Genomic DNA, 19,336 nt, shown 5'->3' with positions numbered 1-19,336 from the left:
GCTCGCGCCATGGTCGACGCCATGGCCTGGGCTCAAACGGCAGCACGCCAGCCCCTAGGAGCTGGCGTGCCGGTCTTGCTGCGAAGAGAGCGCGTGATCAGTTGAACAGCCCCTGAATCGCGCCCTTCAGCTTGTCGCTGGCGCCTTCGCCCAGCTTGTCGTCGATCTTCTTGCGGGTATCTTCGTCGAGTTTTTCATCCAGCTTCTCGCTGACCTTCTCGCCCGCCTTGCGCTTGGCTTCATCCTTGGCCAGTTCCGCTGCGGCACTCTGGAAGCCTTTCTGATCGAAGCCACACCACTCGCCCGGCTCACCGCTCAGGTTGCCCTGACACTGCACCGGGAAGCGCAGCTTGATCAGACGCGGATTGACCTCACAGGCCGCGTCATCCGCACCCTCGATGAAGCGCGCCGCCACGTTGTAGTCGAAGGCCTCGGTCGGCAGGTTGAGCTGGCCCTTGCCGTCCAGCGCGATGCCCGGGATCGCCAGGGCGAGATCCTGATTGCTGATCACGCCATTGGTGACCGTGAAGCTGCCCTGCGCGCGCTCCAGCGGCGTATTGGCCTTCCACTCGCGCGAGGAGGTCTTGCCACTCAGCGTCGCCACGGCAGTACACATCTCCCTGGAGATATTGACGTCGAGCACCTCGCCATTGCGAATCTCGAAGTTGCCCTTGCCGTTCAGATTGCGCTTGATGCTGTCGATCTGATTGGTGCTGGTGGTGTAGTCACCATTGAGCGTCAGGCGACCGCGCAGGATGTCCTTCTGCTCCGGCGCCAGCGCCTTGAGGAACGGCGCGATATCCAGATTGGTCAGTTTCTCGCCGAAGCTCATGCTCAGCGGTGTCTTGCGGCTGTCGATGCGTGCATTGGCCGCCAGCGAGCCGCCATAGAGGCTGGCCGTCAGGCTATCGAGCTGCTGCACACCCGGCTGACCGGACAGCTTGGCGGTCACCTTGCTCATCTCGAGCCCCGAGGCGATCAGCGTGCCGATATCCAGCTGCCCCTGAAGGCCCAGCGTCTTGAGCAGTGCCACCGGCAGCAGCTCCGCATCGCCATCGGCCGCATAGACCGGCGCGATCACGCCCGCCGTGAGCGCTTCCCCCAGGCTTGCCGTCTTCTCGTCTGCGCCTGCCGGTGCCAGGTAGTCATCGAGATTGAGCGCGTCGACATCCAGATCGAAGGTGATCTGCGAGGCATCGAAGGACGAGCCGAGACGCCCATTGATGGTGGTGTCATCCAGCGCCATCACCAGGTTGGTCAGCTGCACCTGCGACATGTCGCCCTTGAACGGGCTGGAGAAGGCCAGCGAGGTCAGCGCGCTGCTCTTGGCAGTCTGCGGTGCCTCCATGCCGACACGCGTCATCCACGCCTTGGGCGACAGCGGTGCCAGCTTGAACTGGCCGCTATAGCTGAGCGCATCGCCGGTGATGTCCTTGGCCTTGAGCGCCCCGCTGAGGCGCAGGTCACTGCCGGAGGTCAGCAGCAGATTCTCGAGATTCGCCGTGCCCGCCGCCAGGTCCGCTTCGGCGCCGAAGGTGGCTTTCAGCGGCAGGGCCTTGTCACCCAGCGCGGCCTGATGGAGCGTCGCGTCCAGCTCGGCACCATCGGCCAGATACAGCTGCTTGTCGGTATCCAGCGTCAGGGTGTCGATATCCAGCGCCACGCTCTGGTCCTTGTCACCCAGCGACGGCATGCGCGTGGTGGTATCCAGGCTCACGCCGGTCAGCACATGACGGCCGCCCTGCAGGTCCAGCGCCACCTTGCCATCGAGGCTGACGGTGCTCTGAAGCTCCGGCTCACGCCCATCGGCCACGAACGACAACTCGACCGGGAAGGCCTTGTCGGGGCTGACGTTGGAGGACGTCAACGCCACGTCGTTGAGCGTCATGTCGAGCCCGCTGGCCGCGTCCTGATAGGCGATCTGACCATTGGTGACCTGCACCGAGGCGATATCGAGATTGACCGCCATGCTGCCGGCGCCATTCTGCACCGACGGGGTCGTGTCATCCGCCAGCGCCACACCGGCGCTCTTGGCCGGCGGCAGCGCTTCATCCGCCGCACCACTGTCGGCGGCCGTCGCCGCATGCTCGAGCAGGCTTTCCCAGTTGCCACGCCCCTGCGCATCACGCTCGAGCGCCAGCTTGAGGCCGTCGAGGAAGACGCCTTCGACTTCGACCTCACCGCTCAGCAGTGGCGTGAAGGACACGCCGACTTCCGCGCGGGTAAAGGAGGCAAACGGTGACTGGTCACGCTCCTGCTCCGGCAGCCAGGCTTCGGCGTCCTCGACGCTGACGCCGAGACGCGGATAGAAGGACCAGTCCAGCGGGCCGTTCAGGGCCAGTTCCAGCCCCGCCTGGTCCTTGACCGCCTTGACCAGTCGCGGCTTGAGATCATTCGGATCGAGGAAGGTGGTGACATAGATCACCCCTGCCACGACCACCAACGCCAGTACTCCGACGATGGCCAGCAAGGCTCTGAACAGTGCTTTCATCTGCGTCCTCCCTTTGACACGATGAGAATTGCTACGGTGCCCTCACTCCAGAGGGCAGCACATGGAATGGCGCTGGGAACTCGTGGCATCAGGCGATGCCCTTTCTCCCGCTCATCATCTAGCTCGAGCGCTGCGCGCCATCCTCCCGCACAGCGAGACAGCCTCAAGACAGAAATGATGATGACACAGCCGGTGGACAGGTCGCGTTGACGTCAGTTCCGCATCCGGCAACGACCGGGTTCACTCCTGCGCCAGCACGAAGCCGTCGCGGGCGGGGTCTCGCACATAGCCCAGACGTGATACCAGCAGCTCGTCGGCCAGGGTCAATCCCTGACTCGGCACGACCAGCAGACGCTGGGCACTGGCCGCTTCCAGCGACAGCAGCGCCATCAGACGCGTACCGACACCGCGCCGACGCGTGCTCTTGCGCACGCAGCAATGGCTGATCTTCCAGGCATCGCCTTCATCCTCGCAGAGTAGCGCGCCGATATGACGATCGTTGAAGAAGGCGCTGCAGAAGCGGTGTCCCGCGGCGAGATTGGCCTGAATGAAGTCATCCGGGGCGAGCGGGAGACGCTCACTGGGGGCTTCGTGATAGATACGCGACAGATCGATACGGACTTGCTCATCGGTTTGCCAGCGTGCGTGATCGATCATCTGAAGAGTGACCGGCATGGTGAGATCCTCGCCCGCGATATGAATGCCCGCCATTGTAGCGGATGCCATTGTCCTTTCTCTATAATGACGGGTCGGGCAGGCACAAAGACGACGCGCCTGCCGCCGATCAAGCGCCCCGCCGACGGCTCTCTGCCGTCGTCAATGCCCTGATCACGATTTCGATTGCGACATCACATGACAATAACCACATGATGCGCACTTCCCGGCCGGACTGGACACACGCCTCTCTTACCAAAGGCCCCAGACTGCGCCCAGACCCCATCGGCCTCGAAGCCGCTGATGGCGTCACCGACCGCTGGAGAGACATCATGGTAGAGCGTATCGCCGAAGTTCATCGCAACACCTCGGAAACCAAGATCCGGGTCCGCATCAATCTGGACGGTGAAGGCAAGCTGAGCGCCAACACTGGCGTGCCCTTCCTCGAACACATGATGGACCAGATCGCCCGTCACGGCGTGATCGACATCGAGGTCGACTGCGATGGCGACCTGCATATCGATGACCACCACACCGTCGAGGACATCGGCATCACCCTGGGTCAGGCCTTCGCGCAGGCGCTGGGCAACAAGGCCGGCATCCGCCGTTACGGCCATGCCTACGTGCCGCTGGATGAAGCCCTGTCTCGCGTGGTGATCGACTTCTCCGGTCGTCCGGGCCTGTTCATGCAGTGCGAGTTCACCCGCGGCAACATCGGTCGCTTCGATACCCAGCTGTTCTGGGAATTCTTCCAGGGCTTCGTCAATCACGCTGGCGCCACCCTGCATATCGACAACCTCAAGGGCTTCAATGCCCACCACCAGGCCGAGACCATCTTCAAGGCCTTCGGCCGTGCCGTGCGCATGGCGGTGGAAGAGGACGAGCGCATGGGAGGCCGTATCGCCTCCACCAAGGGCTCGCTGTAAACGAATGACCCGGGCGCCAGACGCCTGACATCCAGCGCCGGAGCCTGCCTCCGGCCTTCGGGAGAAAGACATGACGATTGCCGTCATCGACTATGGCATGGGCAACCTGCACTCCGTCGCCAAGGCGCTTGAGCACGTGGCCGACGAGAATGTCGTGATCACCAGCGACCCGCGCGCCATCCGCGGTGCCACCCGCGTGGTGCTGCCCGGCCAGGGCGCCATCCGTGATTGCATGGGCGAGCTTGAACGCGCCGAGCTGCGTGGTCTGGTCGGCGAGCTGCTGAGCAACCACAGCAAGCCGCTGCTGGGCGTGTGTGTCGGTCAGCAGATGCTGATGGAGCGCAGCGAAGAGAACGGTGGCATCGATTGCCTCGCCTACTTCAAGGGCGACGTGAAACGCTTCGATGACCAGCAGCTGGACGAGCACGGCCAGCGCCTCAAGGTGCCGCACATGGGCTGGAACCATGTCGCGCACACCCAGGGCCACGCGCTGTGGGAAGGCATCGAGGACAACTCGCGCTTCTACTTCGTGCACAGCTTCTATGTGTCGGCCAGCGAGCGCTCCAAGGTCTACGGCGCCACGCACTACGCCGGTGCCGAGGCGCACGTCGCCATCGGTGAGGGCAGCCTGTTCGCGGTGCAGTTCCACCCGGAGAAAAGCGCGGCCGCCGGCCTCAAGCTGCTCGAGAACTTCGTCCGCTGGCAGCCCTGAAGGCTCGCCCGCGTGACCCTCGGCGTCTGTCTCGCGTGACGGACGCCGATACATCCGCCTTCGATATACCGACGACAATACAGGCGTGCCCAGACACGCCGAGAGGACACCCGACATGCTGGTAATCCCCGCGATCGATCTCAAGGACGGTCAGTGCGTACGCCTGAAGCAAGGCCGCATGGAAGACTCCACCAACTACGGCGATGACCCGCTGGCCATGGCCGCGCGCTGGGTCGAGGCCGGTGGCCGTCGTCTGCATCTGGTCGATCTCAACGGTGCCTTCGAAGGCAAGCCGGTCAATGGCGACGCCGTGACACGCATCGCCCGCGCCTACCCGGAGCTGCCGATCCAGATCGGTGGTGGCATCCGTGATGCCGCGACCATCGAGCACTACCTGGAAGCCGGCGTCGGTCAGGTCATCATCGGCACCAAGGCCGTGAAGGAACCGGCCTTCGTCGCCGAGATGTGCCGCGCCTTCCCGGGCCGCATCATCGTCGGTCTCGATGCGCGTGACGGCTTCGTGGCCACCGATGGCTGGGCTGAAGTCTCCACCATCAAGGCCACCGAGCTGGCCAAGCGCTTCGCCAACGACGGCGTGTCCTCCATCGTCTACACCGACATCGCCCGCGACGGCATGATGCAGGGCGTCAACATCGAAGCCACCGTGGCACTGGCCCGCGAAGGCGGTATCCCGGTGATCGCGTCCGGCGGCGTGACCAACCTGGATGACATCCGTGGCCTGGCCGAAGTGGCCGATCAGGGCATCCTCGGTGCCATCACCGGCCGCGCCATCTATGAAGGCAGCCTGGACATCGCCGAAGCGCAGGCGCTGTCCGACTCCATCACCGGCCGCAAGGCCTGAGGGGAGCGATCATGGCACTCGCCAAACGCATCATTCCGTGTCTGGACGTCGACGCCGGTCGTGTCGTGAAGGGCGTCAACTTCGTCGGTATCCGCGATGCCGGTGACCCGGTCGAGGTCGCCAAGCGCTACAACGAGCAAGGCGCCGACGAGATCACCTTCCTCGACATCACCGCCAGCGTCGACAACCGTGGCACCACGGTCGACATGGTGTCGCGCATCGCCGGTGAGGTGTTCATCCCGCTGACGGTGGGGGGCGGCATCCGCACCTGTGAAGACATTCGCACCATGCTGAACGCCGGCGCGGACAAGGTCTCGATCAACACCGCGGCCGTGTTCAACCCGGACTTCGTGCGTGAAGCCGCGGAACGCTTCGGCAGCCAGTGCATCGTGGTCGCCATCGACGCCAAGCGCGTCAGCCAGGACGGCGAGACACCGCGCTGGGAGATCTTCACCCACGGTGGCCGCAAGCCGACCGGACTCGATGCCGTCGAGTGGGCGAAGAAGATGGTCGAGCTGGGCGCCGGCGAGCTGCTGCTGACCAGCATGGACCGCGATGGCACCAAGGCCGGTTTCGATCTCGGCGTCACACGCGCCATCTCCGACGCCGTCAGCGTGCCGGTGATCGCCTCCGGCGGCGTCGGCACCCTCGACCATCTGGTGGATGGCGTGCTCGAAGGCGGTGCGGATGCGGTGCTGGCCGCCAGCATCTTCCACTTCGCCGAGTACACGATCCCCCAGGCCAAGGCGCATATGGCCGCACGCGGTATCGAGATGCGCCTGTAAGCGCAGCCGCAGGGAAGTTCAGGCAGAAACGCGAACGCCGCCATTTCCTCAGGGAATGGCGGCGTTCTTGTCTGCAGAGAAGCAACTTCGGTTGAAGTGAGAACAGCGCTCAGACGTAGCCCAGCTTCTTCAGCGGCTTGAGCGCCTGCGCGAGTCGCTGGTCGGCAAGCGTCATGATATCCGCGACCAGGTGCTTCTCGGCGGCAGGCAGCATCACGCGCTCCCCGACCCACAGCGCCAGCTCCGCCAGGTCATGCTGATTGCCCAGCCGCGCGGCCGCCTTGTCGAGCAGCTCCGGCTCGCGACGCCGTCCGTGACTCGGTGACTCGAGTTCCCGCGCGGCTGCCTCACCCAGCGCCTCGTGCGCCAGTGCCAGCTGGAACATGCGGTACTTGACCCACTTGCGCAGACGGTGAGACGTCTCGATCTCACGCTTGCTGGCCACCTGCGCCGCAAGCTTGCTGATGCGATGACGACTGAATTCCAGCCCGATGTTGAGCTCCTCCACCGTCAGCGGTGCCGCCTGCCAGGCCGCCCGCTCTTCGCTCAGCAGCGTCTCGAGCGGCGCGTGATCCAGCTCGCCCTCTGGCTCGCTCAGCGAGGCACTGGTCAGCCCCGGACGCAGCGCATCCAGCAGGCGCTGACTGCGCTCATCCACCCAGGCGTAGGCGCGACCATGGGTCTTGCGCAGCATGTGCGCCTCGCGCGGCCCGGCCAATGCCTTGGCGACGGCGCGCGGACGCGCCTGATGCTCACTCACCGCCGACTTGCCCAGTGACTCACGCCGCAGTTGCCACCAGCCGCGCAGCTGCTTGCAGTCGACACGCAGCGCATGCACATCCGCCGCGCTCAGCGTCGGCTGCGCGAGACGCTCACGCATGGCGTCCAGACGCGTCTGAATCGCGCCATTCAGCGCTGCGTTCATCGGAGAAGAATCCTGCTGACGGGTGTCGCTCATCTGTCTCTCCAACAACGGCTGGCCAGTCATCACTGGCACCAGGATGGCCCGAATCGGGCCGCTCAGTCCTGCAAGGATAGCCCGAGATTGCTGACATCTTCATTGCGGCCCAACTGCTTGAGCGCGCGCCAGTCATCGCGTGACAGCTGCGGGGCTTCGACGCTCTCGAGCACGGCGTCCTGGAAGTCACGCTCATCGATCATCAACGGATGTTCGCGAATCATGGCTTCCAGTGCTTCCTGCTCGATGCCCTCACCGGCCTGCAGGTCGATCAACGCGCGCACGCCATCGGCGGACAGACGGCTGATCTTGAGCGCGGCTTCCGGCTCTTCGCTGATCAGCACATCGATGCAGGCGGTCAGCGCCATCACGGCTTCCAGGGCGCGGCGCGCGCCGAAGCTGTCATCGTCCTCGCCGGGCTCGAAGGCGGTGACCTTCTCGGCCTGCAGCGAGAAATCGATCTTGGCATCGCGCACGCGCAGCTGCTCCCAGACGAGGTCCAGCAGCTTGCGCAGCTCACGCGTGGTGTCCAGCGCGCTGGCCGTGCCATTGGCTTCGGCGTAGAAGCCGGCATTGGGCAGGAGTCGCTCGGTCAGCGCCGCCATGAAGGCAGTACGGCGCACGGGGGCCAGCGCATCAAGGCGCGCACGGAAACCGGATACAGGCTGAGTCATGACGGCTCTATTCTCACTTCACTATTCAATATGCGGCGTTCGCGCTGGCGTCTTGGCTCCGCCAGCCGCGATGTCACCGGAGGTCGCTATAGGGTATGCGATAGGGTAGGCGAAAGGGTAGCGCCCGCGCGTGGCCGGATGAACACGCTCCCGCTCGAGCGCTGCCGTGCTGCCGCATGCCTCAGGGCCACAGGCACTCCGTCGGCACGCGGCCGGCACCATCGAACAGGATGCCTTCGCTGCGCAGCTTTTCCCGCTGGCGCACCGCCCCGCCGTGCTCGGTGACCTTGAGCGAGGCATTGATCACGCGATGCCACGGCAACTGATGGCCATCCGGCAGGTGACGCATCGCCGAGCCGACCATGCGCGCGCTGGCGCCATCGGTCATCTTGGCGATACGCCCGTAGGTGGTGATGCGGCCTTCGGGAATCTGCGCCACCACGGTGTAGATCTGTTCGAGCAATTCGGCCCGCATGCGGTTCTCTCCTTGTCGTGTCGCGGCTGGTTCGCCCGGTGCAAGTACTGATATGCCGGCACTGGGGCCTTTACGCTGACATGGCGCTCACGCATGATGAAGCCATGCATCTTTACTTCATACATCAGGGGCAACTCCCTGACACTGAACCAGATTCAGCCGCCGATACCGCAACGCTAGCGCATGACTGGCAGAGTCCGCTACGCCTCAAGGACTGGCTTTCCGGCATGGGGCACAGCTTCAACACCAGCTTCCCGCTGGCAGGCGAAGCGTTGCCGGGCATCGATGACTTCCATGCGCTGGTGGTGCTGGATGGTCCGCAACGCCTGTCGAGCGCCGCACAGCCCGCCTCGCCCGCCGAACAGCAGTCGCTGCGCCTGCAGCGCAAGTTGATTCGGCGCACGCTGAACAGCAATCGTCCGCTGCTGGGGATTGGCCTGGGGGCGCGACTGATCGCCGAGCAGATGGGGGCGATCGTCTCGTCCGCCGTGGTGCCGCAGCGTTGCTGGGCCACGCTGACGCGCAGCAACGAGTGCCCGCTGGGGCTACCCGCCGAGTTTGAGGCCTTGATGTGGCATGAGGAGATCTGCGGCCTGCCGGAAGACTGCGAGCTGCTGGCCAGCAGCGAGCATACGCCAGTGGCCGGCTTCAGCTGGGATGAGGGGCGCGTGGTGGCGCTCAACTTCCATCCGCACATGGATGCGGCGGCCACGCAGGACCGCCTGGCCCACCATCCCGCGCCCCTGGAGGGCAATGGCGTGCAGTCACGCGAGGCGTTGCTGGAGGACCCGAAGCGCTTTGATCGTCAGGCGGCCCTGCTGGACCGCCTGCTGGTAGACTGGCTGAATGCGTGAGCGCTGACGGCGCCCGTGAGGAATGTCAGCGCTGCCAGCGGTGATTGGCGCTCCACTCACGCGCGAAGGCAAGGCTGTTGTCCCAGTCGCCGACGTGCAGGAAGGTGCGCTCGTGCTTCTCGAGCTGATAGCGGTACATCGGGTCATAATACTCGCTGAGCAGCGGCGCCAGCCAGCCTTCATGGGCAATGGGATTGCCACGCTTGTGCTCCTGGAAGGCGATGTCCTGCATGCGCACCAGACGAGCAAGGCGCGCACTGCCCAGGCGCTTGCGCAGACGCAGCAGCGCCTGACGCAGCTGGCGCTGCATCAGGGTCCAGCCGAGGAAGTCACCATAGTGGCGACTGTAGGTGGACCACAGCCCCTCGATATAGTCCTTCTGAATCTGCACGACTCGCCAATCCAGCGGCATCTCGACGCGGATCAACGGTGCCTGCTCCATCGCACGCCAGGTGGCGAGCGGAATGTTGACGCTGCCGATGAAACGCGACTCGTCTTCCATGATGGTCGGCGCTTCATCCTCAAGCGTGAGCATCTCGGCGGCGATGCGGTGCTCGAAGTCGATCTGGCTCGGCGCCGGGAAGGGATGGCGGCCGAAGGCCGAACCCTTGTGGCGTGCACAGCCTTCCAGGTCGATGCCATTGTCCAGCGCATGGATCAGCTCGGTCTTGGCGCAGCCGGTCAGCCCGCCGATCAACAGCATCGGGGCCTGCTCGGCACGCTCATCGATATGCTGACAGAGCTGCTGACGCATGGCCTTCCAGCCGCCCTCGATGCGCGGGCGCTCGATCCCCGCTTCCTGCAGCCACTGCTGACTGAGCTGGGAACGCATGCCGCCGCGGAAGCAATAGAGAATCGCGTCAGGGTGCCGCTCGACGTGCTCGACCCAGGCGCGGATACGTGCGCGCTTGATCCCGCCGCTGACCAGTTGATGACCAAGATGTACCGCCGATTCCGGGCCGACCTGCTTGTACTGCAGCCCGACGCGATGACGCTCCTCATCATCCATCAGCGGCAGATTGACGGCACCCGGCAAGGCACCAGCGGCGAATTCGACCGGCGCGCGCACATCGATCAACGGACGGCCGTCGCGAATCAGGTCGCAGCTGGCCGCCACGGTGGGCAAACTCATGGGCATCTCTCGGCAGACAGAACAGGATTGAGGCAATGGGCGGCGACTGGCTGACTGGCTGACTGGCCGCACCATCAAGGGGCCATATTCTATCGCAAGCGTGCAGCCGCCCCCAGCCTTGTGCTTTCACGCCAACGGTGGCGTCAGGCGCACCCCCTGCCCCGGCCCGATCCCGGCCGGGCCGAACAGCTGACAATCGGGGCAGGCAGCGGGTTGATCACCGTGCGCGCGATGCGCTTCGGCGACCGAGTCGCGCAGCGAGGCGATCGCCGCCTCGGCGGTATGGAAGTAGTTCTCACGCCCCATGCGCTCGAGGAAGCCACCGCGCTCCATCACTTCCAGCGCGTACATGCGAAAGCCGCACATGCTGAGACTGCCGCCGGCATCGCGCAGGCGACGCTGCTCGATCTCGAGCATCTCGGCGCCCGCGATATCGATGAAGTTGCAGCCGGTGCCCAGCAGGATGACGTGCTTGCCGGTATAGCGCGCCAGCTTGCGCTGGACATGGTCGACCGCCCCGAAGAACAGCGAACCATCCACGCGCAGAATCACCACTTCCCGGCACTGGGCCAGCTGATAACGCTCGGCATTGCGCACTCCAAGCTCCGGGTGCTCCGGGTCTGGCGCCATCTCGACCAGCCGTGGCCGTGAGGTGCGGTTCAGATACAGCACCAGCGAGACCAGCACCCCGGCGAAGATGGCGAACTCCAGCGGCAACAGCAGGGTAGCGAGGAAGGTGATCACCAGCACCACCGCCTCTTCGCGGCTGACGGCCAGAATCTGACGGATATGAGCGACTTCGATCAGGTTGGCGGCGATCACCATGATCAGGCCCGCCATCGCCGGCAACGGCAGCCAGGCTGTGACGTCTGGCACCAGCAACAGCACCGCCAGCACGATCAGTGCCGCCACCACCACCGACAGCGGGGTGCGGGCGCCGGCATCATAGTTGGCGCCGGAGCGCGTGAAGGAGCCGGAGCCGGCAAAGCACGAGAAGAAACTGCCCGCCAGATTCGACAAGCCCTGGCCGATGAACTCCTGGTTGCCGTCAATACGCTGATGCGAGCGCACGCCGATGGCGCGCGCGATGGAGACCGCCTCGATCAAGCCGAGCACCGCCAGCGCGAAGGCCGCCCCACCCAGCGAGCGCAGGGTATCAAAGCCCAGCGGCGGCAGGGAAAACGGCGGCAAGCTGCCGGACAGAGCGCCGACCATCGGGATACCTGCCGCACTGCCGCCGAGCAATGCCGCGACACCGCAGCCGACAGCCATCGCCACCAGCATCCACGGCAGCTTGCGATTCAACCGCCGGACCAGCACGGCCGTGAGCAAGGTGCTGAGTCCCGTGATCAGCGTGGCCCACGAGGTATCGCCCAGATGCCCGAGCAGCGCCCACCAGGTGCCGAGAAAGCTCGAGGCATCGCCAAGCGCGATGCCGAACAGGTGCTTGAGCTGACTGGTGGCGATCAAGACCCCGGCGCCGGCGGTGAAGCCGATCACCACCGTATGCGAGATGAGATTGACCAGCGCCCCCATGCGCATCAGCCCCAACGACAGCTGGATGATGCCGACCATGCAGGTCAGCGCCAGCACCAGCGGCAGGTATTCGGGACTGCCCGGCGCGGCCAGGGTCGAGACGGTGCCGAACACCACCATCGAGATTGCCGCGGCCGGGCCACTGACCATATGCCGCGAACTGCCGAACAGGCCGGCGATGATCGCCACCACGATGGCGGCATACAGCCCATGCGCCGGTGGCAGGCCGGCGATCAACGCATAGGCCACCCCCTGGGGCAGCACCAGCACCGCGCCACTGAGGCCCGCGATCAGATCAGAACGCGCATCCCCGGGCGACAGCTGACGCATCCAGCCGAGAAAGGGCAACAGTCGCGACAGACGATAGGCCGCGGCACTGGTGTGCTCGGGCCCCTCTGCCGTCTCGGTAGATTCGGGAGATTCGGGGGGCGGCGAGGAAGGAGGCGGAGTATCAGCGGACAAGAAGTATCTCCGTGGCGAGGCAGGAAAGAAGTCGTCAGCCGGTAGCCGTAATGTCCCTGAGCGTACTCGGGGCAGGCTTGAAACCAGCGGTGATAAGTCTATCGCTGAAATCACTAATGAAACAGGGCCGCCACATGCTCGACAGCGACCTGTGACCTTGCGGCCCTTTCCCTAGAAAGAGATATGTTGAAGAGAGACGATGAAGAGACATGATCAAGCAACACGGCGACGAGACACGATAACGAGACACGAAGAGAGACGATAAGACACGGCGCTGGCCATGCCACGCCCGAGCAGTGACAATACCCTTTCCTGACACCGCTGCGGACCCTGACGCCATGACCACCGACGCTACGCCGACCGATACCACGACTCCCGAGACGGCGGGTGGCTATACCCCGCCGCTGGATGCCAGCGAAGCCGAGGCCATCGACGCCACGCGCCAGTGGGTCGAGACGCACATCATCGCCGACAATCTGTGCCCGTTCGCCGCGCGCGAGATGGCACGCAACAGCATCCAGTATGCCGTGGTACCCGGTGCAGGGCTCGAGCGCAGCCTGCAGGCACTCGGCGACGAGCTGCTGAACCTGGACGCCAATCGCGATGCCGAGACGACGCTGGTGATCTTCAAGGACGGCTTCCGCGACTTCGATACCTACCTGGAGCTGCTCGACTACGCCGAGGCGCTGCTCGAGATGCAGGGCTACGAAGGCATCTATCAGCTGGCCAGCTTCCACCCGGAATACGTGTTCGAAGATACCGAGGAAGACGACGCGGCCAACTACACCAACCGCTCGCCCTACCCGATGCTGCACCTGCTGCGCGAGAGCTCGGTCGAAGCCGCCATCAATGCCTACGCAGGCGATGTCGAAGAAGTGCCGGGGCGCAATGAGGAGCTGATGCGCGAGCGCGGTGTCGAGCTTCTGGTCTCACGCCTCAAGGCCTGTGCTCATGCCGCCCGCCAGGTTGACAAGCAGGACTGACAAGACAGGCTGAGCTTCGTGCTCGGAAAAAACCCCATACGAACAAGGCCAGCCGCTAGGCTGGCCTTGTTCGTTGTATGCAGCATCACACCACGATGTCCCCGTGCGGCAGGCTCACGCGCCAGGCGCAGATGTCACAGGGCTTCCAGTGCCTGGGACAGCTTGTCGACCGCCACGATGGTCATGCCCTTGGGCGGGTTCTTGGGGGCATTGCCCTTGGGCACGATGGCGCGCGTAAAGCCGTGTTTGGCGGCCTCGACGATGCGCTCCTGACCACTCGGCACCGGACGGATCTCGCCGGACAGCCCCACCTCGCCGAACACCACCAGCTCGCGCGGCAGCGGACGGTTCTGCAGGCTGGAGACCACCGCACACAGCACCGCGAGGTCGGCACTGGTCTCGAGCACCTTGACCCCGCCGACCACGTTCAGGAAGACATCCTGATCGCCGGTGAACAGGCCGCCATGCTTGTTGAGCACTGCCAGCAGCATCGACAGACGATTGCCGTCCAGACCGACGGCGACACGGCGGGGATTGCCCAGCGGTGAGTCATCCAGCAAGGCCTGCACTTCGATCAGGATTGGTCGCGTGCCCTCCCACACCACCATCACCAGACTGCCGGAGGACTGCTCCTCGCTGCGCGACAGGAAGATCGCGCTGGGGTTCTTCACCTCCTTCAGACCCAGCTCGACCATGGCGAACACGCCCAGCTCGTTGACCGCACCGAAGCGGTTCTTCTGGCCACGCAGCGTGCGGAAGCGCGAATCACCATCGCCCTCCAGCAGCAGGGAGGCATCGATCATGTGCTCCAGCACCTTGGGCCCGGCCAGCGAGCCGTCCTTGGTCACGTGGCCGACCAGCAGCAGCACGGTATTGGTTCGCTTGGCGAAGCGGGTCAGCGCGGCGGCGGACTCACGCACCTGCGAGACACCCCCCGGCGCGGATGACAGATCCTCCAGATGCATGGTCTGGATGGAGTCGATGATCAGCACCTCGGGCTTCTCGCGCTCGGCGGTGGCCAGAATCGTCTCGACGCTGGTCTCGGCCAGCATCTTGAGCCCCTGGGTCGGCAGCTGTAGGCGATGGGCGCGCATCGCCACCTGCGACAGCGATTCCTCACCGGTGACATAGAGTGAGCGCTTGTGCTGGGCGAGCTTGCAGGCGGTCTGCAGCAGCAGCGTCGACTTGCCGGCCCCCGGGTGGCCACCGAGCAGCACGGCGGAACCCGGCACCAGCCCGCCGCCCAGCACGCGGTCGAACTCGCCGAAGGTCGAGGAGAAGCGCGGCACCTCGGCCAGCGAGACATTGGAAAGATCGGTCACGTTGTCGCTGAGCGTGCCGGCGTACCCGCCCCGCCCATTGCTGGCGCTACGCGCGGCACCACCGGCGACGGCCCCCGCAGCGGGGGCGGCGCCGGGCAATACCGTGGCGCCGACGCGGATTTCCTGCAGGGTGTTCCATTCGCGGCAGCCGCTGCACTGGCCCTGCCACTTAGAGAATTCGCTACCGCATTCGGTACATACGAAGGCGCTCTTTGCTTTCGCCATCAGACAATCCTGTCGGGAAGAAATGATTCTCGGCGCCGCGGCGGAGTGTCGTCAGCCGCGGATTTCCAACGGCCAGACACAAGGAAGGCGGCTTGCGCCGCCTTCCTTGTGCTCACGATCGCCTTGTGGCGCACGGCACGCTTACTGGCGCTTGAGGCGCAGTGTCTCACCGTTCTGGAAGCGACGCTTCTGCGGGTCGACCAGCTCCAGAGTCTGGGCATCCAGACGCAGGAAGTAGTAGGTCTGGCCTTCGCCGTCCGGCGTCAGCTCATAGACGGTCGCGTTCGGGTCCGTCACGGTGCCGGACAGCACGTCCCACTGGCCTTCGTAATGCTCTGGATCCGGCTGCTGCGGATGATCACGATAGGTGGCATCGAGACTGAAGGTACGCTCATCCTGGGCTGCCTCTTCGGCACCCTTGAGGCGTACATCGAGGTCAATGCCCGTGCAGCGACGACACGGCAGGGTGCCCTTGTAGACGGCAACCTGCTCGCTGGCTGTCTCGGTGGCGCTGTTGTCAGCGGCACCGTCATTGGTCTGGGCCGTTGATGCGCACCCGGCGAGACCGACCATCAGCGCGGCTCCCACCATCAGAGTCCTGATCTGCATTGAATCCTCCTTAAGGCGATGACTCGATAGCAGCGTCAGCGCTATCGACGGCGAGCGGTCTACCCGCTTTGGCAGGCAGACCGCTCACAAGCTTCCATGCTCAAGAATAGCGGGTATCCGCCCCGAGAGGCCACCCCCGATGGCGTTTATCGAACACCATTCGCTAAATCGTGTCGGCCTCAGCCGCGGCGATCATGGCCATTGTCGAGAAACGGATAGTCGGTGTAACCCTTGGCACCACCACCGTAGAAGGTGTCCGGGTCCTGCTCGTTGAACTCAGCGCCGAGGCGAATGCGTTCGACCAGGTCCGGGTTGGCGATATACGGGCGCCCGATGGCGACGGCATCCGCGATGCCCTCATCGATGATGCGTGCTGCGCTCTCACCATCGTAGTGGCCGCAGAAGATCAGCGCGCCCGTGACGCGCTCGCGCAGGGCACGACGGAAGTCATCGCTGAACTTGATGTCGCCACCGGCCCAGTCCGGCTCGTTGACGTGCACATAGGCGATGCCACGTCTGGAGAGCTGCTCGGCCATGTAGAAGGCCATCTCTTCCGGCTCGTCATCGGTCAGACCGAAGATCTCGATGAAGGGCGTCAGGCGGATGCCGGTACGCTCAGGGCCGAAAACTTCGGCGACGGCATCGACGACTTCCAGCGTCAGGCGCGCACGGTTCTCGACCGAGCCACCGTACTGGTCAGTGCGCTGATTGGTGCCGGTGGCCATGAACTGGTTGAGCAGATAGGCGTTGGCGGCGTGCACCTCGATCATGTCGAAACCGGCACGCTTGGCGCGCACGGCGGCCTGGCGATAGTCCTCGATCAGCTGGGGAATCTCGTCCGTCTCCAGGGCGCGCGGCGTACTGGTGGGGTGACGTCCGCTGGTGCCGTCCTCGAACTCGACGAAGCACTGGGCGCCTTCACCACGCAGGGCGCTCGGCGCGACCGGCTGCTGGCCGTCCGGCTGCACCATCTCATGCGAGACACGCCCGACGTGCCACAGCTGCAGCGCCATGCGTCCGCCCTTGGCGTGCACCGCCTGGACGACGCCCTTCCAGCCCGCTTCCTGCTCATCGGTCCAGATGCCCGGCGTGTAGACATAGCCACGTGCGGTGGGCGAGATGTTGGTCGCCTCGCTGATGATCAGGCCGGCGCCGGCACGCTGACCGTAATAGGCCTGCTGCAGCTCACCGGGCACGCTGTCGGGGGTACGAGCACGTGTCAGCGGTGCCATCAGGATGCGGTTGGGCAGGGTCAGATCACCGAGCTTGACCGGATCGAGCAGGGTATCGGCGTACGGGGCATTGGTGTTGGCAGTCATCGGGACTCCTTGAATTGCAGGACTTCACCCAGCGTCCTCACCGTGCAAGGTCGCACGAGCTGGGCAAGCATGCCTGTGACATGCGGCACACCACGCGCTGCTTCAAGCACGCGCATCGCACGAGAATAATGCTGGCATGGCAACAATGGGCGAGGCCCGCCGTGCGGCTACTCCTGGGCTTCTTTCAACACCCCCTCTCGATAGCCCTTCGCAACAGACCTTCGCAACAGCCTTCAATCACCGCTCCAATGCCCCTCTGGACTCACTCAGAGCGCATGCCGGTGCTTGTACCGCGACGATCCAGCGGGCAACATGAAAAGCATCCATGACACGGGTCATGCACTGTCACCAGCGGCGAGAAATCATGAGCAAGTACTGGAGCCCCCAGGTCCACGACCTGACCCCCTACGTCCCCGGCGAACAACCGCGTGAGCAGCTGATCAAGCTGAACACCAACGAGAACCCCTATCCGCCGGCGCCCGCCGTGGAGCAGACGCTGAGCGAGTTCAATGCCTCTGATCTGCGCCGCTACCCGGACCCGAGCTCCAGCTCGCTGCGCGCCGCCCTCGCCGATACCTTCCATGTGGGCGCCGAGGAAGTCTTTGTCGGCAATGGCTCCGATGAGGTGCTGGCGCTGGCCTTCCAGGCATTCTTCCGTCAGGACAAGCCGCTGCTGCTGCCGTCCATCAGCTACAGCTTCTATCCGGTCTACTGCCGCATGTATGGCATCGAGTCGCGCAGCATCGCGCTGACCGACAACTGGGAAGTCGACCTGGAAGCCTTCGGCAACGACAATGGCGGCATCATCTTCGCCAACCCCAACGCCCCGACAGGGCATGGCCATGGCCGCAAGGCGATTGCCGCGCTGCTGGAGCGCAATCCGCAGAGCGTGGTGCTGGTCGACGAGGCCTACGTGGACTTCGGTGGCGAAAGCGCCATCCCGCTGATTCATCAGTATCCGAATCTGGTCGTGACAGGCACTTTCTCGAAGTCGCGCAGCCTGGCGGGCATTCGTCTTGGCTATGCCGTGGCCTCGCGTGAGCTGATCGAGGGTCTGGAGCGCGTGAAGGACTCCTTCAACTCCTACCCCATCGACCGCCTGGCCGAACAGGTCGGCGTCGCTGCGCTCAGTGATCCCGACTATTTCGATGAGTGCCGCACGCGGGTCATCACCACTCGCGAGCAGACGCGCGATCGCATGGCCACGCTGGGCTTCGAGATCCTGCCCTCGCAGACCAACTTCGTGCTGGCGACTCACCCGACCCACGATGCCGGCAAGCTGTTCATCGGCCTGCGCGAACAGGGCATCCTGGTGCGCCACTTCAACACCGACGCACTGCGTGACTATCTGCGCATCAGCATCGGTACCGATGCCGAGATGGACAGCCTGATCGAAGCCCTGGAAACCCTGTGTCGCTGAGATAGCGCACGGGCTGGCCAGTGATTGCTCCAATCAAAGAAGGCGCCCAGTGGGCGCCTTCTTTGATCAGGATGTCAGTCAGGAGTTCACCGTACGGCCCATCCACACAGCTCATCACACAGTTCGTCGTGCCGTTCATCGCACCGAGCACTCTGCAGGAGCACAACATGACAACGGACAGTCTCGCCATGGCTTCAGACGCTACCCCGACACCCCGCCTGCCTCTGACGCGAGTCCATCACGTGGCGCTGATCACCGCTGATTACCCTCGCGCCAGGCGCTTCTATCTCGAGGTCATGGATGCGCAGGTGATCAACGAGGCCTATCGTGAGGCCCGCGACAGCTACAAGCTCGATCTGCGCCTGCCGGGCGGTATCCAGCTGGAGCTGTTCTCCTTCCCCTCGCCGCCTGAGCGCCCCAGCTATCCGGAAGCCTGTGGGCTTCGTCACCTGGCGCTGGCGACGGAAGACATCGATACCTGTGTCGAATTGCTGATCACCCGTGGCGCCACGCCAGAGCCGATACGTGTCGATGAATACACCGGCGCTCGCTTCACCTTCCTGGCAGACCCTGACGGCACGCCCATCGAACTCTACGAAGTCTCGCCCTGATGTGATGGCACACTGAAACTTCACTGGCCCTGAAGATAAAAGGCCCGAAGATAAAAGGCCCCTGTCGAAAAATCGACAGGGGCCTTCTTGTGTCATGTGCGCGTTGCTTGGGCAGAGCTCTTTTCTTTCGCCCACTGCTTTTCCTGCGCACAAAGAGAACCGCCCCTGCAGCAAGGCTGCAGGGGCGGTTCGGTATAAGTGCCTGACGATGACCTACTCTCACATGGAGAAACTCCACACTACCATCGGCGCTAAGCGGTTTCACTTCCGAGTTCGGCATGGGATCGGGTGGTTCACGCTCGCTATGGTCGTCAGGCGAAACGGTG

18 protein-coding genes and 1 rRNA gene are annotated in these 19,336 nt (G+C 64.4%); 8 read left to right on the top strand and 11 right to left on the bottom strand.

All coding sequences use genetic code 11. From position 1 onward, the window contains the following. Positions 1-97: 97 nt before the first annotated feature. Together HA399_RS00995 and HA399_RS00990 are read right to left on the bottom strand one after the other, a co-directional pair. Positions 98-2,491 (bottom strand): AsmA family protein, encoded by a 2,394-nt coding sequence (locus HA399_RS00995; RefSeq protein WP_131431162.1) that lies wholly within the window; start codon positions 2,489-2,491, stop codon positions 98-100. Between the two features lie 240 nt (positions 2,492-2,731). Beyond that, entirely contained in the window at positions 2,732-3,217 is a 486-nt protein-coding gene (locus HA399_RS00990; protein ID WP_225347481.1) for an acetyl-CoA sensor PanZ family protein, read from the bottom strand. Positions 3,218-3,477: 260 nt separating this feature from the next. On the opposite strand from HA399_RS00990, the gene hisB reads away from it, so the two are divergent. The 4 genes from hisB (at position 3,478) to hisF (ending at position 6,430) form a co-directional block, all read left to right on the top strand. After that, positions 3,478-4,071 carry an imidazoleglycerol-phosphate dehydratase HisB gene (hisB, locus tag HA399_RS00985; protein ID WP_043336716.1) on the top strand — a complete coding sequence of 198 codons (594 nt, stop codon included), beginning with the start codon at positions 3,478-3,480 and terminating at the stop codon, positions 4,069-4,071. A gap of 70 nt (positions 4,072-4,141) precedes the next feature. Next, the gene (hisH, locus tag HA399_RS00980) at positions 4,142-4,783 is read left to right on the top strand and encodes an imidazole glycerol phosphate synthase subunit HisH (protein ID WP_054555217.1); all 642 of its coding nucleotides are present in this window, start codon (positions 4,142-4,144) and stop codon (positions 4,781-4,783) included. 115 nt (positions 4,784-4,898) lie between these two features. Continuing rightward, positions 4,899-5,645, top strand: a complete 747-nt coding sequence (gene hisA / locus HA399_RS00975) for a 1-(5-phosphoribosyl)-5-[(5-phosphoribosylamino)methylideneamino]imidazole-4-carboxamide isomerase (RefSeq protein ID WP_043336722.1) — start codon at positions 4,899-4,901, stop codon at positions 5,643-5,645. A gap of 11 nt (positions 5,646-5,656) precedes the next feature. Further along, positions 5,657-6,430: an imidazole glycerol phosphate synthase subunit HisF gene (gene hisF / locus HA399_RS00970; RefSeq protein WP_043336726.1), complete on the top strand. Its 774-nt coding sequence runs from the start codon at positions 5,657-5,659 to the stop codon at positions 6,428-6,430. A 109-nt stretch (positions 6,431-6,539) separates the two neighbouring features. On the opposite strand, the gene HA399_RS00965 is transcribed toward hisF, so the two are convergent. The 3 genes from HA399_RS00965 to HA399_RS00955 all read right to left on the bottom strand — a co-directional run bounded on the left by HA399_RS00965 (position 6,540) and on the right by HA399_RS00955 (position 8,537). Beyond that, positions 6,540-7,388 carry a CHAD domain-containing protein gene (locus HA399_RS00965; protein WP_404325720.1) on the bottom strand — a complete coding sequence of 283 codons (849 nt, stop codon included), beginning with the start codon at positions 7,386-7,388 and terminating at the stop codon, positions 6,540-6,542. Between the two features lie 62 nt (positions 7,389-7,450). After that, on the bottom strand, positions 7,451-8,062 hold the full coding sequence (locus HA399_RS00960; protein ID WP_404325719.1) for a YjaG family protein: 612 nt from the start codon (positions 8,060-8,062) through the stop codon (positions 7,451-7,453). Between the two features lie 181 nt (positions 8,063-8,243). Further along, positions 8,244-8,537 (bottom strand): MGMT family protein, encoded by a 294-nt coding sequence (locus HA399_RS00955; RefSeq protein ID WP_043336737.1) that lies wholly within the window; start codon positions 8,535-8,537, stop codon positions 8,244-8,246. Positions 8,538-8,641: 104 nt separating this feature from the next. Here HA399_RS00955 and HA399_RS00950 point away from each other — a divergent pair, with 104 nt between their 5' ends. Further along, positions 8,642-9,391 carry a type 1 glutamine amidotransferase gene (locus tag HA399_RS00950; protein ID WP_404325718.1) on the top strand — a complete coding sequence of 250 codons (750 nt, stop codon included), beginning with the start codon at positions 8,642-8,644 and terminating at the stop codon, positions 9,389-9,391. A gap of 25 nt (positions 9,392-9,416) precedes the next feature. On the opposite strand, the gene mnmH is transcribed toward HA399_RS00950, so the two are convergent. Then, a complete protein-coding gene (gene mnmH / locus HA399_RS00945) occupies positions 9,417-10,523 on the bottom strand; it encodes a tRNA 2-selenouridine(34) synthase MnmH (protein WP_284892480.1) in 1,107 nt (368 codons plus the stop codon). 126 nt (positions 10,524-10,649) lie between these two features. Further along, complete coding sequence (locus HA399_RS00940; protein ID WP_404325716.1) at positions 10,650-12,521, bottom strand: SulP family inorganic anion transporter; 1,872 nt, start codon at positions 12,519-12,521, stop codon at positions 10,650-10,652. 338 nt (positions 12,522-12,859) lie between these two features. On the opposite strand from HA399_RS00940, the gene HA399_RS00935 reads away from it, so the two are divergent. Next, entirely contained in the window at positions 12,860-13,504 is a 645-nt protein-coding gene (locus tag HA399_RS00935) for a DUF1415 domain-containing protein (protein ID WP_404325714.1), read from the top strand. A 134-nt stretch (positions 13,505-13,638) separates the two neighbouring features. Here the strand turns inward: HA399_RS00935 and radA are convergent, their stop codons facing one another. The 3 genes from radA to HA399_RS00920 form a co-directional block, all read right to left on the bottom strand. Then, positions 13,639-15,051, bottom strand: coding sequence for a DNA repair protein RadA (gene radA / locus HA399_RS00930; protein ID WP_043336740.1), 1,413 nt, complete (start codon positions 15,049-15,051; stop codon positions 13,639-13,641). 141 nt (positions 15,052-15,192) lie between these two features. Beyond that, on the bottom strand, positions 15,193-15,660 hold the full coding sequence (locus HA399_RS00925; RefSeq protein WP_043336742.1) for a copper resistance protein NlpE N-terminal domain-containing protein: 468 nt from the start codon (positions 15,658-15,660) through the stop codon (positions 15,193-15,195). A gap of 179 nt (positions 15,661-15,839) precedes the next feature. Beyond that, positions 15,840-16,979, bottom strand: a complete 1,140-nt coding sequence (locus HA399_RS00920; protein WP_404325712.1) for an alkene reductase — start codon at positions 16,977-16,979, stop codon at positions 15,840-15,842. 364 nt (positions 16,980-17,343) lie between these two features. On the opposite strand from HA399_RS00920, the gene hisC reads away from it, so the two are divergent. Together hisC and HA399_RS00910 are read left to right on the top strand one after the other, a co-directional pair. Next, a complete protein-coding gene (gene hisC, locus HA399_RS00915) occupies positions 17,344-18,399 on the top strand; it encodes a histidinol-phosphate transaminase (RefSeq protein WP_404325711.1) in 1,056 nt (351 codons plus the stop codon). Between the two features lie 167 nt (positions 18,400-18,566). Further along, a complete protein-coding gene (locus HA399_RS00910) occupies positions 18,567-19,010 on the top strand; it encodes a VOC family protein (protein WP_404325710.1) in 444 nt (147 codons plus the stop codon). A gap of 200 nt (positions 19,011-19,210) precedes the next feature. Here HA399_RS00910 and rrf read toward each other — a convergent pair. Next, positions 19,211-19,326, bottom strand: a 5S ribosomal RNA gene (gene rrf / locus HA399_RS00905). Between the last annotated feature and the right edge of the window lie 10 nt (positions 19,327-19,336).

Origin of the sequence: Cobetia sp. UIB-001 (assembly GCF_044789135.1) — a bacterium.
Classification (GTDB): Bacteria; Pseudomonadota; Gammaproteobacteria; order Pseudomonadales; family Halomonadaceae; genus Cobetia; species Cobetia amphilecti.
Note: the sequence above shows the minus strand (reverse complement) of the source record. Positions and strands in the feature narration are given on the sequence as shown.